The sequence below is a fragment of the Pseudomonas sp. TREG-RG-20F-10-E-6-01 genome, from assembly GCF_022662455.1.
GTDB lineage: Bacteria > Pseudomonadota > Gammaproteobacteria > Pseudomonadales > Pseudomonadaceae > Aquipseudomonas.
Genome location: NZ_JAKNQP010000004.1, coordinates 77410 through 93984, shown reverse-complemented (window position 1 = coordinate 93984; position 16575 = coordinate 77410). Strand labels below are relative to the sequence as shown.

Below are 16575 nucleotides of genomic sequence, written 5' to 3'. Positions count from 1 at the left end.
CCTCCCTTGATTATTTGTTCGATTTCCCCAGTGCTTTAGCCACAAGCTGTTCATACAGTTCGGCGTAGGGTTCCACTGCCTGGGACCAGTTGAACGGTTGTGTCATGGCGCGACTGCGCATCGCATTGAGCAGGCCGGTATTGGCAAATACCCTGAAGGCGCGGCTCAGCGCTTCCTTGTAGCTGTCTACCGTGGATTCATTGAACAGGAACCCGGTGACGCCATTTTCAATGGTGTCGGCCAGGCCGCCGGTATTGCGTGCCACCGGCAGCGAGCCGAAGCGCTGGGCGTACATCTGGCTCAGGCCGCAGGGCTCATAGCGCGATGGCATCAACAGGAAGTCACTGCCGGCGAACATGCGGCGGGCGTCGGTTTCGTTGAAGCCGATGCGCACGCCCACCTGGCCCGGGAAGCGCAGGGCCAGCTCACGCATGGCGTGCTCTTCTTCAGGCTCACCTCGGCCGATGATGGCAATCTGGCCACCGTTCTCGACGATAAAGCTGCTGACCGCCTCGGTGAGGTCCAGGCCTTTTTGGTAAACCAGGCGCGACACCACGGCAAACAGCGGGCCGGTGGAGTCGTGCAGGCCGAACAACTCACGCACGTGGGCGGCGTTGATGGCTTTGCCTTCCCAGTCACCAATGTTGAAGTTGTGGGTCAGGTGCGTGTCGGTGGAGGTTTCCCAGCTTTCATCGATACCGTTGGGGATGCCACTGAGCAAGCCCTGTTGAGTCTTGCTCGCCAGGAAGCCATCGAGGCCGCAACCGAATTCCGGCGTGGTGATTTCCTGGGCGTACGTGGCGCTCACGGTGGTGATATGGCTGGAATACGCCATGCCAGCCTTGAGGAACGACATCTTGCCGTAGAACTCCATGCCTTCCTGTTGCAGGGCATGCGGCGGGATCCCCAGCTCAGGGGTGGAGGCCAGGCTGACCACGCCTTGGTAGGCGAGGTTATGAATGGTGAACAGCGTTGGCGTACGCGAACCACGCCAGTGCATATAAGCCGGAGCCAGGCCAGCGGGCCAGTCGTGGGCGTGCACCAGGTCCGGGCACCAGTGGATCTGTGCGAGGTTGGCAGCCATGTCGGCGGCGGCCAGGCCCAGGCGTGCGAAGCGGATGTGGTTGTCCGGCCAGTCACGGCCGTTGTTGGCGCCGTACGGCGTGCCTTCGCGCTCATACAGCTCGGGGCAGATCAGCACATAGATGACCAGGCCATCCTTAAGATCCATGCGCCCGATCTTGCACGGCGGCAGCGCTGCGTGGCCACCCAGTTCGCCGATGATATGGATCGGGTTGTCGCTTTCCATCACTTGCGGATAACCCGGAATCAGCACACGCACGTCGTGCAGATGCGCCATGGCGCGGGGCAGGGCGGCGGACACGTCGCCCAGGCCGCCGGTTTTCACCAGGTCGGCGAATTCGGAGGTGACAAACAGGACTTTCTTTCTATTAGGGTTCTGACTCACGATCGGCCGCACAGTGTTGGGCAGGTCGGTCAACGATGTTGGCCCCCCTACCGGCTGACTAAAACGCTCTCCCTGAGTTTCTACTGCAGCACTGATCATAGTTCTCTCCGACATATCTGGTTGGCTAATGGCCCGCTGCCATCGGCTCCGAAGACCGCATCCTGCGGCCAGGCGCACAAGCACTGTACAAACTGGCAAGGCGTATGCCAGTTGCACTCATTGCTAAAAAAGAGTGGATGGACGGGCATTTGGCGTGAACCGCGTGCACTCGCCTCCCTTAAAAACTGGACCTATGGCAGAGTTGGAAAGTTTCGATTTTTTGCGGGGTTTTTGTTTTGGAACGGACCCATCGGTCATGAGTCTAGGCCAGATCCCAGAGCCTGTATGGTTTATGCGGGAATTTTGTAGGACAAAAAACTTTTAACGATATGCAAGGTTGAATGCTTGCGCTGATCGTCGGGGTTGTCGGGGAATGCGTGGCCTCAAGACGTGCTCGCGTTGAGCCGCACACTGCCCGGGGTCCTGCAGTCAAGCGCAGGGTCGCTTCGCGCGCCCCCGTGGGTGCACGCACCTCGCCAGAGCAGTGCGTACGCCCCTGATTGGTGCGCTACCCGAGCACGCGAATGGGCGTGTCGCCGGCCCAGGCCTGGATATCCTCGATCATCTGCTGGTAGAACTGCCGGTAATTCTGCTCGCTCACGTAACCCACATGCGGCGTGGCCAATACATTAGGCAAGCGCCGGAACGGATGTTGCGCAGGCAGTGGCTCTTGGCTATACACGTCCAACGCGGCCCCGGCCAAGCGTCCGGTGGACAAGGCCTGCACCAGCGCCTGTTCGTCTACGATCGGCCCGCGTGCCGTATTCACCAACCGTGCGGTTGGCTTCATCCAGCCCAGCGCCTGGGCATCCACCAGGCCACGGCTGCGATCACTGAGTACCAGGTGCACCGTCAGGATGTCGGCCTGTTCAAACAGCTCGCGCTTGCTGACCCAGGTCACTCCCGACTCGGCCGCACGTTCTGGTGTGAGGTTTTCACTCCAGGCGATCACACGCATGCCGAACACCTGGGCAAATTGCGCGACCTTCTGACCAATGCTGCCCAGCCCCAGGATCCCCAGGGTCTTGCCGTACAGATCACCGCCCAGGCCAACCTGCCAGCCGCCGTCGCGCAACGCATTGGCCTCGACCAGCAGGTTGCGGGTCGAGGCCATGATCAGTGCCCAGGTCAATTCCGGCGCCGCCTGCTTATAGCTGTCGGTGCCACACACCTGGATTCCCAAGGCCTTGGCCGCCGCGATGTCGATGGCCGCGTTGCGCATGCCGCCGGTCACCAGCAATTTCAATTTGGGCAGGCCCTGCAACAGCGCCTTGTCGAAGGTCGAGCGTTCGCGCATCACGCAAATCACTTCAAACCCCTTCAAGCGCTCAATCATCAACGCGGTGTCCGCCGGGTAGTCGTGCAGGAAATGCACCTGGCCCACCGACTGCAGCACCGACCAATCCACCACGCCACTGGCTACATCCTGCCAATCATCAATGACTGCGATCTGTACCGACATTCACGAGTGCCTCGAAAAAAGGTTGGATTAAAGGGCGTTCAACCCCTGCAACAGCGTCTGATTAAACTTCACCGGCTCTTCCATCTGCGGCGCGTGCCCAAGGCCCGGGAATTCCACCAGGGTTGCGCGGGGGATCAACTTGGCCACTTGCTTGCCGAGCACGTCGTAATGGCCGAGCCTGGCCTTGACCGCTGGCGGCGCGATATCGCTGCCGATGGCGGTGGTATCGGACGTGCCGATCAGCAGCAGCGTGGGCATCTGCAAATCCTTGAACTCGTAGTACACCGGCTGGGTGAAGATCATGTCGTAAATCAACGCCGAGTTCCATGCCACCTGGGTGTGCCCCGGGCCTTTGTTCAAACCGGCGAGCATGTCGACCCAACGGTCGTACTCGGGCTTCCAGCGCCCGACGTAGTAAGTGTTGAGTTCATACTGGCGAATGCCGTCGGCGCTCAGTTTCAGCTCGCGTTCATACCATTGGTCAACGCTGCGATAGGGCACGCCCAGCGCTTTCCAGTCTTCCAGGCCGATCGGGTTGACCAGCGCCAGCTGCTCGGTTTGCGCCGGGTACAGCAGCGCATAGCGGGTGGCAAGCATGCCGCCGGTGGAGTGGCCGACGATGGTGGCCTTTTGAATGCCGAGTTTTTCCAGCAGTTGGTGGGTGTTGAGCGCCAGTTGCTGGAAACTGTATTGGTAGTGGTCGGGCTTGCTGGACGTGCAGAAGCCGATCTGGTCGGGCGCGATCACCCGGTAGCCAGCGCCGCTCAAGGCTTTAATCGATTCATCCCAGGTGGCGCCGCAAAAATTCTTGCCATGCATCAGTACCACGCTGCGCCCGTTGGCCTTGCCTTGGGCGGGCACGTCCATATAACCCATCTGCAGGCTTTTGCCCTGGGACTGAAAGTTGAAATGCTCAACGGGATAGGGGTACTTGAAGCCTTGCAACTCGGGCCCATAGGCGGGGCCTTCAGTGGCGGCAAAGGCGGGGACTGCAGTGCTCAGCAACAGGCTGGCAGCGCACAGTGAGCGGATCAACGTCATGGGGCAGGCTCCGAAAACAGTGTCTCGGATGCTGTGGCGAGGGGATTAAGCGAGGATTAACGGAGCGCTGCGTGACCAACCAGCGCCCCAGCGGTGATCGCTTCAAGGCGCGCTCAAACCCTGCAGTAGCGCTGCGTTGAACCGTTCAGGGTCTTCCACTTGCGGCGAGTGGCCCAGGCCGTCGAATTCCACCAGCGTGGCACGAGGGATCAACTGGGCGACTTGCTTGCCCAGCACCTTGTAGTTGCCGATTTTCGCCTGCACTTGTGGCGACGCCAGGTCACTGTTGAGGGCCGTGGTGTCCTCGGTGCCAATCAGCAGCAGCGTCGGCACCTGCAGGTTTTTGAACTCGTAGTACACCGGCTGGGTGAAGAGCATGTCGTACAGCGCCGCGGAATTGCGCACGACCTCTGTGTGGCCGGAGCCATTGGTGAGGCCGACCAGCATGTCCACCCAACGGTCGAAGGCCGGTTCCCAGCGCCCCGCGTAGTAATGGCGCTGTTGATAGGCGCGCACGCTTTGGTAGGTCAGCCGGCTCTCTGATTGAGCCCACTGGTCGACGGTACGGTAGGGCACGCCGAGGGCTTTCCAGTCCTCCAGCCCGATGGGGTTGACCATCACCAGTTGCTCGGTTTGCTGTGGGTAGAGCAAGGCGTAGCGGGTGGCGAGCATGCCGCCGGCGGAATGGCCCAGGACCGTGGCTTTTTGAATGCCGAGCTTTTGCAGCAATTGATGGGTGTTGATCGCCAGTTGCTGAAAGCTGTATTGGTAGTGATCAGGCTTGCTGGAGGTACAAAAACCGATCTGGTCCGGCACCACCACTCGGTAACCGGCTTCGCTGAGCGGTTTGATCGAGCCTTCCCAGGTGGCGGCGCAGAAGTTCTTGCCGTGCATCAGCACAATGCTGCGGCCATTGGGCGTGCCTTTGGGGGCGACGTCCATGTAGCCCATTTGCACGGTTTGGCCTTGGGACACGAATTTGAACCGTGCCAGCGGGTAGGGGTATTTGAACCCCTGCAGTTCGGGACCGTAGGTGTCGTGTTTGCCGGTGGCGCAGCCGGTCAGGGTCGCGGTGAGTAACAGGCCGGTGAGATAGAACATACGCTTGGCGTGCATGGTGGGCTCCGCAGTGAAAATCGGATGCTGTCGGCAAGCGATTAATCGAGGATTAACCCCTTGGACCGGCCGATGGGCACAGCTCAACGGCGCGGATAAACAGAAGATTCTTACGGGGAATGTCCGCATAACCGTGCGTATACGTAGGAAATTAAGGGCCGACCGGGCTAGCGTCTAGCTGTCAGATTTGACAGTGTCGACCAATGGTCTCGCGTTACCGGTGCGTGAGCTGGCTCAGCGTCACGAGCGCTAGCACCGCGTATCGCGCGCCCTTGGCCACGCTGACCAGCAGCAGAAAGCGCCAGAACGGTTCACGCATGACGCCAGCCACCAGGGTCAGCGGGTCGCCGATAATCGGCACCCAACTGAGCAACAACGGCCAATGCCCCCAGCGTTGGTAGTGCGCGCGCGCCTTTTCCAGGTGCCGCGGGCTGACCGGAAACCAGCGCCGCGTCTTGAAACGCTCGACCGAGCGCCCCAGCCACCAATTCACCACCGAGCCCAGTACGTTGCCAACGGTGGCGAGCGCGAGCAGCCACCACAGGCTGTAATGGCCGCTGATCAACAGGCCCACCAGCGCCGCTTCCGATTGCATCGGCAACAGCGTGGCGGCACCGAAGGCGGCGAAGAAGAGGCCCAGGTAACCGGTGAGCATGACTCAATGGGTCGGGTAGTCGGCCACCACCACGTCTTTGCCTTCGCGGGTCAGGCCGATGACCTGATAGGCGTCGCTTTTGCCGTCCATCTCCATGCCCGGTGACCCCATGGGCATGCCCGGCGCCGCGATGCCGAGCAAGTCGTCGCGTTTGCGCAAGGCCAGCACCTGTTCGGCAGGCACATGGCCCTCGACGAACTTGCCGTCGATCACGGCGGTGTGGCACGAGCCCAGGCGCGGTGCCACGCCCAAGCGCTGCTTGACGGCACTCATGTCGGCTTCGACAAGGTCGTTGACCTTGAACCCGTTGCTTTGCAGGTGACTGATCCACTTTTTGCAGCAGCCGCAGTTGGCGTCGCGGTGCACGTCGATAGGGATCAGCTCGGCAGCCTGGGCCAGGCTGGAGGTGAGCAAGGCTGAAAGCAGGGCCAGTCGCAATGGGTTTTTCATGCGGGTCTCGTGAGCAAGAGGACGTCGTCGGGAATGGGGGCGATCATGACGACGTCATCGCAGGCAAGCCAGCGTCTACAGGTCGGAGGAGGTGCCAGTAATGTTTCCAAATTATACGGAGGGCGCGTTTTCCAGCCGATGCTTGAGCTGGTCCAGGGCAACGTCGGACAGCTCGACCATGCGCTCATGCAAGGTGGCCAGTTGCAGCTCGGTTTCGTAGGTCAATATGCGCTTGAACAGCGTGCCACCGTGATGGGACTGCAAAAAATAGTGAATGGCGCCGTCCACGGCCAGGGAAGTGAACACAGTCTTGAATTCAGTCGGATGGCGGGCGATTTGCACGCGATAGCTCATGGGCACACGCACACCCAGCAGGTCGATGACTTCGGTAAAGCGGGTGCCGGCCGGGAGTGAGCCGGTGGTGCCGGTGTCGGCGCTGAGGGAAGTGGGGTGCCACTCGTGCCAGCGGTCAGGCTGGGTCACGTAGTCGTAAACGACGTCAATGGGGGCTTGGATAAACCGTTCCTGAATGATCCGCTCCAAGCGGCTCGAATGCTCGACAGCGTGCATGACACACCTCCTGTGTGGCGAGACTTTGCACTAGGAGCTGTCAGGATAGTCCCACTCCCGTGTTTTGCACGGGAGTGTTTCATGCATTTATCAGCGCACCTTGAAGCGACTCATCAACGCAATCACTCGGCCATTGGCATCCAGCAGGCTCTGTGTATTGGTTTCAGTGGCGTGGCCACTTTCCACCAGTTCTTCGACCATATGTCGGATCTGCACCATGCTGCGGTTGATCTCCTCGGTCACCGCGCTTTGCTGCTCGGCGGCGGTGGCGATCTGAGTGCTGAGGTTGTTGATATGGCTGACTGAGCCAGCCATCTCGTCCAGGCCCGTGTTGACCCGCGCGGTAGCATCCGCGGCCGACTGACAACTGGCCTGGGTGTTTTCCATGGCGGTCACCGACGAACTGACCCCGGTGGTCAGGCGTGCGAGCATTTCGTTGATCTGCGAGGTGCTGGCCTGGGTGCGTGCCGCCAGCGCCCGAACTTCGTCGGCCACCACCGCAAAACCACGGCCTTGCTCACCGGCCCGCGCCGCTTCAATCGCAGCGTTCAACGCCAGAAGGTTGGTCTGGCCGGCAATTGCGCCGATCACCCCGAGGGTTTCGGTGATGCGAGCAGCGTCCTGGCGCATGTTTTCCACGGTGTGGGTGGCGCTGGCCACTTCGCCGATCAACGCGCTGACGCTGGTGGAGGCTTCTCCGACCACCACCCGTGAGCGGTCCGCGTGTTCGTTGGCGCGCTGGGTGAAGGAGGCGGTTTCAGCGGCGTTCTGCGCCACGGTGTCGGCGGTGGAGCTCATTTCGGTGATGGCCGTGACCGTTTGATCGGTCTCCGACGCATGCCGCACCAGAATCCGGTTGGTGTGCGCCGAGGTCTGCTGCAATTGCTCAAGCCCCGTCGACATGGCGCCCGTGGCCTGGGTCACTTCGCCGATCATGTTTTGCAGGTAGATGATGAAGTGGTTCACCGAGTGGCCAATGGCGCCCATTTCATCTTCGGCACGGATGGTGATGCGGCGCGTCAGGTCGGCATCGCCGGCAGACAGCGCGTCGATATTGATGCTCAGCGACTTCATGCGCTGCACCAGTTGGCGGATGGCATAGAACGCCAGCAGCACCAGCAGCAACACCATGGGAATTTGCAACAGGGCCAGGCTGCCGAGCACATCATCACGCTGTGCGGTGATCAGCGAAGTCGGCAGGGCGGTGGCGAGGAACCAGGGCGTGCCCTCGATCGGGCGCATGTAGAAGGTGCTGGCCACGCCCTGGTTGTCGAATTCGGCGCGCTGGGCCTGGTCGCGGTGGGCGAGGGCCTTGCTGACCTGAGCGGCAAACGCCGAGGTGCCGGCCAATTCGCTGATATTTTTCAACACCACCGGGCCGCTGAGGCGCGTGCTGTTGCTGATGATCTTGCCGTCGCCTTCGACGATCAGCATCTGCCCGCCGATGTCTTTCTCTTTGCTGGCGACCAGGTCATTGAAGAAACCCAGGGTCACGTCAATGGTGGCAACACCGTAGGCGGCACCGTCGCGCTGGATGGCCATGGCGCAGTTGGTGCGTGGCTCCTGGCTGGCGTCGTCTTTGTAAGCCGCCGCCCAGGCGCACTGGCCACGCGGTGAGGCGAGACCGCCTTTGTACCAGCTCTGATCGTAGTAATTGGGCGCCGCGTCGCTGTTCCAGAAGGTATTGACCGCCAGCTTGCCCGACGCATCGCGGTGCCAGAACGTGCTGTGCTTGTTGCGCCCCGGCGTGCGCTGATTCGGCAATGGCCAGATGCCGCCACCGAAGACTTTCAGCTCGCCGTACTGGTCCACCAGGCCGGGCAGGACTTTGTCGATGGCATCGCTGTCGAGCAGGGGGATAGTCTGGGTGATGCTGCGTTGCTGGGCCTGAACCTTGTTCAGTTCGCCCTGAATCTGTTCGGCTACTTCCGCGATGCGGTTGAGCACCACCTGTTCTTCAGTGTGCCGCAGCTGGGGCGCGACCAACTGGCCGATCCCCACAACCGTCAACACAGATAACACCAGGACGAACAGCACCAGAAACAGGGTGTAGCGGGTTTGGATGGAGCGCAGTGGGGGCATGAGGTCGTCCTTACGAAGCGTTTATTATTGACGCGGCTGTGTTAGAGCTTCATCGGGCTATCGGCTTGGCAAGGAGGAGCTTGAGGTACCATCGTGCAAGAAAAGTCAGGGCGCACCGTAAGCCGGTGCACCCTGACCACATGGGCTATTTATTCACCAGGCCCATTGATGCCTCGGTGTAGCGCAAACCCGCAGTAGCGCCCGCCGGGAAGATTGACGTCAGCGCCGCCAATTCGGCAGGGCTCAAGTTGATATCCAGGGCCGCCACGTTTTCTTCCAGGTATTTGCGCTGCTTGGTGCCGGGAATCGGGATCAGGTAATCACCCTGCGCCAGCACCCAGGCCAGCGCCAATTGCCCGGCTGTAACGCCCTTTTGCGCAGCCAACCCTTTCACTTGCTTTACCAGCAGCAGGTTTTTGGCAAAGTTCTCACCTTGAAAGCGCGGGCTGGAGCGGCGGTAGTCGTCGGCGGCGAAGTCCTCCGGACTGTTCAGCGTGCCGGTGAGAAACCCGCGCCCCAGCGGGCTGTAAGGCACAAAGGCGATGCCCAGGCGCTGGCAGGCCGCCAGGCAACCGTTGTCTTCCTGGTCGCGGCTCCACAGTGAATATTCACTTTGCAGGGCGCTGATCGGGTGCACCTTGTGCGCACGCTCCAGGCTAGCCGCCGAGGCTTCACTCAGGCCCAGGTAACGCACCTTGCCTTGCTTGACCAGTTCGGCCATCGCGCCGACGCTTTCTTCGATTGCCACGTCGGGGTCAACGCGGTGCTGGTAGTAGAGGTCCAGCGTTTCGATGCCCAGACGTTTCAAGGTGCCGTCAATGGCCTCGCGAATGTACTCGGGGCGGCCATTCACACCGCGCGCCGACGGGTTGGCCGGGTCACGCACAAAGCCGAATTTGCTCGCCAGAAACACCTGGTCGCGTTTGCCGGCGATGGCTTTGCCGATCAGCGCCTCATTGGTGTGAGGGCCATACATGTCGGCGGTGTCGAGCAAGGTGACGCCCAACTCCAGGGCGCGGTGCAAGGTTGCAATCGCTTCCTGGGTATCGGTGCCGGTGGTGTAGAAATCAGTCATGCCCATGCAGCCCAGGCCGATGGCGCTGACGTGAGGGCCGTTTTTGCCGAGTTGACGAGTATGCATCGGGGCAGCTCCTTGGGGGGAAAGGCCCCCATTGTTCTCCTCGACAACTGAGGGATAAAGCGGCTAAAACCGCTATCACTATTAGGATTTTCTAAACAATGCCCCGGGAGAACCTGGCTTTGGACCGATTTAACGCCATGCGCGTGTTTACCCGAATCGTCGAACTGGGTGGCTTTGCCAAGGCCGCCGACAGCCTGCAACTGCCACGCGCCTCGGTGACTATCCTGATCAAGCAACTGGAGGCGCACCTGGGCGTGCAGTTGCTGCAGCGCACCACCCGGCAAGTCAGCCCGACGCTGGATGGCGCCGCGTACTACCAGCGCTGCGTCAGCTTGCTGGCAGACCTTGAAGAGACCGAAGCGGTGTTCGCTACCCGAAGCAGCCCGCGTGGCACATTACGCATCGATATGCCCTCGGGCATCGGCCGATTTCTGGTCATACCTGCACTGCCGGAGTTTTCCGCTCGCTACCCGAACATCGACCTGGAAATCGGCCTCAACGACCGCCCGGTCGACCTGATTCGCGAAGGTGTGGACTGCGTGCTGCGCGGTGGCCTTGCGCTGGACGACTCGCTGGTGGCGCGTCCGCTGGCAATGATGGATCAGGTGACCTGTGCCAGCCCCGCGTACCTGCAGCGTTTCGGCGTGCCCGCCAACCTTGACGAGCTTGCCGGCCACCAGGTGGTGGAATACTTCTCCAGCAGCAGTGGCAAGCGCTATGGCCTGGAGTTTCAAGTAGGGCAGGCGCTGCGCCTGGTGGACCTGCCCAAGCAGGTTGCCGTCAACAGTGCCGACGGTTACCTCGCCGCCTGCGAAGCGGGCTATGGCCTGGTGCAGACGCCTTATTACCACGTCATGCAGCAACTGCAGGCGGGCAGCCTGGTGGAGGTATTGGCCGCGATCAAGCCGCCGCAACTACCGCTGACGGCGCTGTACCCGCCGCATCGCCAGCTGTCACCCCGGGTGCGGGTATTGGTCGATTGGCTGGTGGAGCTGTGCGCGCGACCGGGCAACGGGTTGCAACGTCAGGCTTGAGCCTTGCGGTAGGCGCCGGGTTGCTGCCCGGTGACTCTGTAAAACGCTCGGGTAAACGCCGCCACCGATTGATAACCCACGGCCAGCGCCACATCCGCCACGGTCTGGTCTTCCTTGAACAGCTGGCAGGCGTGGCGCATGCGCATCATCAACAGCACCTGCCCCGGCGACTGCCCGCACAACTCGTTAAACCGCTTGAAAAACGCCGAACGCGACAGCCCGGTGCAGGCGGCCATGCTTTCCAGCGTCCACGCATCAGCGGGGTGTGCGATCAATTGTTCCAGCAGGTTGGCGAACGCCGGTTGCCGGCCCAGTGCGGCGAGGCCACCCAATTCGGTGTTGTCGATGACCTGTTGACGCAGCACGTACAGAAACAGCAGGTGGCAAAGCCGTTCAAGCAAGGCCGAAGAGGGCGCCGGCGTGCGCTCGCACTCTTGCAGGATCAGTTCGAACAGGTTGCGTGCGGCGATCAGGGACGGGTCGCCGGCACGCAGGATGATCCAGGCGGGCAGGGTGTCGACGATCATCGCCGACAAGCCCGAATGAAAATGAAAGAACCCGCAGACCAGGCCCACGCCATCGCTGGCCAGGCTGTCCAGCGGCAGCATCGGCCGGCGCGGGCACTCCTGCGCCCCGGCGGCCGTGGCCTCGCCCGACAGGCGATAGGCCAAATCGCGCAACAGAAACACCGCGTCGCCATTGTTCAGTTGCAGGGGGGTGGATTCGTCATCGATATGCAGCCAGCATTGGCCCTGAACGATCAGGTGAAAGCTCGCCCTCGCCAGCCCATGCGTGCTCGCATGCCAGTCACCGCAATAGCGGCCGACATGGAACAAACTGGTGTTGAGTTCGAGGCTGTCTAATAACCAATCGACAAGTGCACTGGACGAATTCATCTAACGGAAAGACTCAAGAGCAAGTAATCGCTACTTTAGCCTATTGAGGCGATTTTTTATAACCAACAGACTGGATACACGAATCCATCAGGAGACCACTCCATGTCCCGTGTACCGTTGCTCACCCCAGAAACCGCGCCGCAAGCCGCCAAACCTTTTCTCGAAAATGCCCTGAAGGCCTCGGGGTTCATCCCTAATCTGCTCGCCGTATTGGCCAACGCACCGGCCGCGCTGGAAACCTACATCACGGTTTCGGGCCTCAACGCCAAGGCAGAATTGAGCCTGGCCGACCGCGAAGTGGTGCAACTGATTGCCGCCACCACCCACGGTTGTGATTTTTGCGTTGCCGGCCACACTGCCGTGGCGCGCAACAAGGCCAAGCTGCCTGAAGACGTGATTGATGCCCTGCGCCAGCGCGGCGAACTGCCCAATGCCCGCTATGAGACACTCGCCGCCTTCACGCGCGAAGTGATCGCCACGCGCGGTGACGTCAGCGATGCAGGCTTCGAGGCGTTCCGTGCTGCCGGTTATTCCGAAGGCCAGGCCCTGGAAGTTATTTTGGGCGTGAGCCTGGCAACCCTGTGCAACTTCGCTAACGTGTTTGCCCGCACGCCGCTGAACCCGGAGCTGGCGCAATACCGTTGGGAAAAACCGGCAAGCTGAAGCGCGCATGCATCGGCGATGGTCCACCTGCTGTAACAAGGAGAAACATGAATGCTTGACCCAATCTTGAGCCGTTGGCTCGATGTTCAAGCGCAGGCCCTGGATGTGGGCAGTAGCGATCCACAGGAAGTGCTGCCAAGGCTGGCAGAGTCCAATGTCTTGCGTATCGGCGTGCCCAAAGCGCTGGGTGGCCTGGGCGGCGACGTCACCGGCGCGGTTGACGCCATCGCCAATGTCGCCAGCCATTCCCTGGCGGCGGCATTTGTCTGCTGGGGCCAGCGTTCCTTTATCGAATATTTGCTGCAAAGCCCCAATGAGCGGCTGCGCGAGCACCTGTTGCCGGACTTGCTCAGCGGCAAGCTGGCCGGGGCGACCGGCCTGTCGAATGCGATGAAGTTTTTGTCGGGCATCGAGACCCTGCAAATCAGCGCCGAGCCGACCGAAGACGGCTGGACCCTCAACGGCCGCCTGCATTGGGTGACCAATTTACGCAAGAACGGCTTTGTCGCGGCCGCCGCTATCGAGCATGCCGCCGGCGGTGCGCCGTTTATCCTGGCGATTCCTGATTCGGTTGCCGGCTTGCAACGCTCGCGCGACCTGGAACTGATGGGGTTGCAGTCGAGCAATACCGCAGCACTGGGGCTCGAAGGCGTCGAGCTGAGCCGTGAGTGGTTGTTGCATGAAGATGCGCGCAAGTTCCTGCCGGCCGTGCGCCCGGCGTTTCTGGGCTTGCAATGCGGCATGTCCATTGGCCTGGCCCGTCGTTCGCTGGCGGAGGTGGCCAACCACCTGGGGTCGAGTCGCACGGTGTTGCGCGATGAGTTGGAAGCGTTGCGGGTAACCCTGGATCACTTGGTCAACGACCTGAAAAAGGGCCTGCTCGCCGGGCGCTTTGCGGCCGAGCCCGTGCCGCTGTTCAAGCTGCGGATTGCCCTCGCAGAAACCGCCGCCAGTGCCGTGCAGCTTGAACTGCAAGCCAGCGGCGGCAAGGCCTATCTCACCGCCCACGGCAGCGGTTTTGCACGGCGTTGGCGTGAATCGGCCTTTGTGCCGATCGTGACGCCAAGCCTGGTGCAGTTGCGCACCGAGTTGCATCGCCAGGCCAATCTATGAACCAGGCGGTATTGACGGCCCAGGGCATTTGCCTTGGGTATGCCAGCGGCCCGGTGTTGCAAGGGTTTGATTTGCAGCTGCAACCGGGCGAAGTGGTATCGATCCTGGGCCCCAGCGGCGTCGGCAAATCCAGCCTGTTGCGTGTGCTTGCCGGTTTGCAGGCGCCCCAGGGCGGTAGCGTGCGCGTGCTGAGCGAGCCCTTGAATGGCCCGCATCCACGCGTTGCAGTGGCATTCCAGGACCCCAGCCTGTTGCCCTGGCTGAGCCTGGAAAAGAACGTCGCATTTGGCCTGGATTTCGCCCGCCAGCCGCACTTGAGCACCGAGGAGCGGCGCCGTCGCGTTGACCACGCCATTGCTGCGGTGGGGCTGGAACACGCCCGCCAACAGTTTCCGGCGCAATTGTCCGGCGGCATGGCCCAGCGCACCGCATTGGCCCGCTGCCTGGCACGCCAGCCACAGGTGTTGCTGCTGGATGAGCCGTTCGGCGCGTTAGATGAAGTCACCCGCGCCGATATGCAACACCTGCTGCTCAAGGTCAACCGCGAGCAAGGTTCGGCGGCGGTGCTGATCACCCACGACATCGATGAGGCGCTGCTGCTGTCCGACCGTATCCTGCTTCTGGGCAACCGCCCAGCGCGCACTTTGGGCGAGTGGCAGATTGACCTGCCACAGCCGCGTGAAGAACAGGTCGAGGCCATCGGCACGCTGCGTATCGACATTCTGAAAACCTTACGGCAGGCGAGCCGCCCTCAACCCAACCCCCTTGAACTGCTGGAGCCCAACCATGTGTCTGGATGACCTCACTCACTCGCGCCGTGACTTTCTCAAACTCTCGGCGGTGCTCAGTGCCGCCGGTGCCATGCCGCTGCTGAGCAGTTTGCAGGCGCGCGCCGCCAGCGAGCCGGACGCGCCGGTGCGCATCGGTTACTTGCCGATCACCGACGCCACGCCGCTGTTGGTCGCACACAACAACGGTCTGTTCGAAGCTGAAGGCATCAAGGCCGAGCGCCCGGTGCTGCTGCGCAGTTGGGCCCAGGTGATCGAGGCGTTCATTTCGGGACAGGTCAACGTGATTCACCTGTTGTCGCCGATGACGGTGTGGGCGCGTTATGGCAGCAAGGTGCCTGCCAAGGTTGTGGCCTGGAACCACGTCGGCGGTTCCGGCCTGACCGTGTCGCCGGGCATTACCGACGTCAAGCAACTGGGCGGTAAGTCGGTGGCGATTCCGTTCTGGTACTCGATCCACAACGTAGTCGTGCAGCAGTTGTTTCGTGATAACGGCCTGACCCCCGTGGCGCGTGCTGCCGGCAGCGCGATTGGCGCCAACGAGGTCAACCTCATCGTGTTGCCGCCTTCCGACATGCCGCCGGCCCTGGCCAGCAAACGCATCGACGGCTATATCGTCGCCGAGCCGTTCAACGCCCTGGCAGAAAACCTCAAGGTCGGCCGGGTGCAGCGCTTTACCGGCGATGTGTGGCGCAACCATGCGTGTTGCGTGGTGTTCATGCATGAACATGACCTGACCAACCGTCCCGAATGGTCGCAAAAGGTCGTGAATGCGATCGTAAAGGCCCAGGTGTGGACGCGCGACAACCGTGAAGAGGCGGTGAAGCTGCTGTCCAAAGACGGCCCGAACCGCTACACGCCACACGCTGAGCCGGTCTTGAGCAAAGTCCTTGCGCCGGCCGCCGCCGACCGTGCTGCCTATTTGGCCGACGGTGCGATCCAGCATGCCAATTGGGACGAACACCGCATCGACTTTCAGCCCTACCCATTCCCCAGCTACACCGAGGAACTGGTGCGGCGCTTGAAGGACACGCTGATTGAAGGCGACAAAAAATTCCTCGCCGACCTCGATCCGGCGTTCGTTGCCAAAGACTTGGTCGACGACCGTTTTGTGCGTAACGCCATCGAATCGGTGGGCGGCATGAAGACCTTCGGTTTGCCGGATGGCTACGAACGGCACGAGGAGATTGGCGCTTGAGTAAAGGCAGAATCCCGGGCTGGTTGCTGGGGCTGAGTGGCTTGGCAGGCTTGCTGTTTTTGTGGTGGCTGGGCGTCAAGGTATTGGGCGACGCCGACGGGTTGTCGGCGCGCTTTTCAGTGGCAGCGACCTTCAGCAGCTTGTGGGAACTGCTCGGGCGCAGCGAGCTGTACCTGCACATCGCGGTCAGCCTGAAGCGTATTTTCGTCGGCCTGTTTCTCGCGTTGTGGGTAGGCGTGCCACTGGGCCTGCTGGTGGGCAGTTCGCGCAACCTGGAGGCGGCCACCACGCCGGCCTTCCAGTTTCTGCGGATGATTTCACCGCTGTCGTGGATGCCTATCGTGGTGATGTTGATGGGCGTGGGCGACCAGCCGATCTATTTCCTGCTGGCCTTCGCGGCTGTGTGGCCGATCATGCTCAACACCGCTGCCGGCGTGCGTCAACTCGACCCGCGTTGGCTGCAGTTGAGTAAGAGTTTGAGCGCTACGCGCTGGGAAACCTTGCGGCGGGTGATCATCCCCGGCGTGGTGGGGCATGTGCTGACCGGCGTGCGCCTGGCCATCGGTATCTTGTGGATCGTGCTGGTGCCGTGCGAAATGCTTGGGGTCAGTGCGGGGCTGGGGTACTACATCCTCGACACTCGGGACCGTCTGGCCTATTCAGAACTGATGGCCATGGTGCTGCTGATCGGGCTACTGGGGTTTGCCCTGGATGCGTTTGCGCGTTGGTTGCATCAGCGCTGGGTGCACGCTGGCTGAGCGCCCCGTTTTCCGGGCTGGAAAACGGGGCGCAGGCGCGA

Annotated in this window: 16 protein-coding genes; 6 read left to right on the top strand and 10 right to left on the bottom strand. The window is 61.7% G+C overall.

The window, feature by feature from the left end:
- Window positions 1-10: 10 nt before the first annotated feature.
- The 9 genes from glgA to L8K08_RS14500 form a co-directional block, all read right to left on the bottom strand.
- A complete protein-coding gene (gene glgA, locus L8K08_RS14540) occupies window positions 11-1567 on the bottom strand; it encodes a glycogen synthase GlgA (RefSeq protein ID WP_145161041.1) in 1557 nt (518 codons plus the stop codon).
- A 508-nt stretch (window positions 1568-2075) separates the two neighbouring features.
- Window positions 2076-3029: a D-2-hydroxyacid dehydrogenase family protein gene (locus L8K08_RS14535; protein ID WP_242198111.1), complete on the bottom strand. Its 954-nt coding sequence runs from the start codon at window positions 3027-3029 to the stop codon at window positions 2076-2078.
- A gap of 27 nt (window positions 3030-3056) precedes the next feature.
- Window positions 3057-4070: an alpha/beta hydrolase gene (locus tag L8K08_RS14530; RefSeq protein WP_145161037.1), complete on the bottom strand. Its 1014-nt coding sequence runs from the start codon at window positions 4068-4070 to the stop codon at window positions 3057-3059.
- A gap of 102 nt (window positions 4071-4172) precedes the next feature.
- Entirely contained in the window at window positions 4173-5186 is a 1014-nt protein-coding gene (locus L8K08_RS14525; RefSeq protein WP_242198109.1) for an alpha/beta hydrolase, read from the bottom strand.
- Between the two features lie 214 nt (window positions 5187-5400).
- On the bottom strand, window positions 5401-5841 hold the full coding sequence (locus L8K08_RS14520; protein WP_242198107.1) for a YqaA family protein: 441 nt from the start codon (window positions 5839-5841) through the stop codon (window positions 5401-5403).
- A 3-nt stretch (window positions 5842-5844) separates the two neighbouring features.
- Entirely contained in the window at window positions 5845-6291 is a 447-nt protein-coding gene (locus L8K08_RS14515; RefSeq protein WP_242198106.1) for a DUF411 domain-containing protein, read from the bottom strand.
- A gap of 111 nt (window positions 6292-6402) precedes the next feature.
- Window positions 6403-6861, bottom strand: a complete 459-nt coding sequence (locus tag L8K08_RS14510; protein ID WP_242198104.1) for an SRPBCC family protein — start codon at window positions 6859-6861, stop codon at window positions 6403-6405.
- 90 nt (window positions 6862-6951) lie between these two features.
- Window positions 6952-8943: a methyl-accepting chemotaxis protein gene (locus L8K08_RS14505; RefSeq protein WP_242198102.1), complete on the bottom strand. Its 1992-nt coding sequence runs from the start codon at window positions 8941-8943 to the stop codon at window positions 6952-6954.
- A gap of 145 nt (window positions 8944-9088) precedes the next feature.
- Window positions 9089-10084, bottom strand: a complete 996-nt coding sequence (locus L8K08_RS14500) for an aldo/keto reductase (protein WP_242198100.1) — start codon at window positions 10082-10084, stop codon at window positions 9089-9091.
- 119 nt (window positions 10085-10203) lie between these two features.
- Between L8K08_RS14500 and L8K08_RS14495 the strand changes: the two genes are divergently transcribed.
- The gene (locus L8K08_RS14495; protein WP_242198099.1) at window positions 10204-11118 is read left to right on the top strand and encodes a LysR family transcriptional regulator; all 915 of its coding nucleotides are present in this window, start codon (window positions 10204-10206) and stop codon (window positions 11116-11118) included.
- Here L8K08_RS14495 and L8K08_RS14490 read toward each other — a convergent pair.
- Window positions 11109-12014, bottom strand: coding sequence for an AraC family transcriptional regulator (locus L8K08_RS14490; RefSeq protein WP_242198097.1), 906 nt, complete (start codon window positions 12012-12014; stop codon window positions 11109-11111). The genes L8K08_RS14495 and L8K08_RS14490 overlap by 10 nt on opposite strands.
- Before the next feature lie 102 nt (window positions 12015-12116).
- On the opposite strand from L8K08_RS14490, the gene L8K08_RS14485 reads away from it, so the two are divergent.
- From L8K08_RS14485 to L8K08_RS14465, 5 genes are read left to right on the top strand one after another with little or no spacing between them, the layout of a single operon-like run.
- Complete coding sequence (locus L8K08_RS14485; protein ID WP_242198095.1) at window positions 12117-12677, top strand: carboxymuconolactone decarboxylase family protein; 561 nt, start codon at window positions 12117-12119, stop codon at window positions 12675-12677.
- A gap of 51 nt (window positions 12678-12728) precedes the next feature.
- Window positions 12729-13790 (top strand): acyl-CoA dehydrogenase family protein, encoded by a 1062-nt coding sequence (locus tag L8K08_RS14480; RefSeq protein ID WP_242198092.1) that lies wholly within the window; start codon window positions 12729-12731, stop codon window positions 13788-13790.
- The gene (locus L8K08_RS14475; RefSeq protein ID WP_242198090.1) at window positions 13787-14590 is read left to right on the top strand and encodes an ABC transporter ATP-binding protein; all 804 of its coding nucleotides are present in this window, start codon (window positions 13787-13789) and stop codon (window positions 14588-14590) included. The genes L8K08_RS14480 and L8K08_RS14475 overlap by 4 nt, the downstream gene beginning before the upstream one ends.
- On the top strand, window positions 14577-15776 hold the full coding sequence (locus L8K08_RS14470; RefSeq protein ID WP_145161011.1) for an ABC transporter substrate-binding protein: 1200 nt from the start codon (window positions 14577-14579) through the stop codon (window positions 15774-15776). The genes L8K08_RS14475 and L8K08_RS14470 overlap by 14 nt, the downstream gene beginning before the upstream one ends.
- Window positions 15773-16534 (top strand): ABC transporter permease, encoded by a 762-nt coding sequence (locus L8K08_RS14465; RefSeq protein WP_145161009.1) that lies wholly within the window; start codon window positions 15773-15775, stop codon window positions 16532-16534. The genes L8K08_RS14470 and L8K08_RS14465 overlap by 4 nt, the downstream gene beginning before the upstream one ends.
- Window positions 16535-16575: the final 41 nt, after the last annotated feature.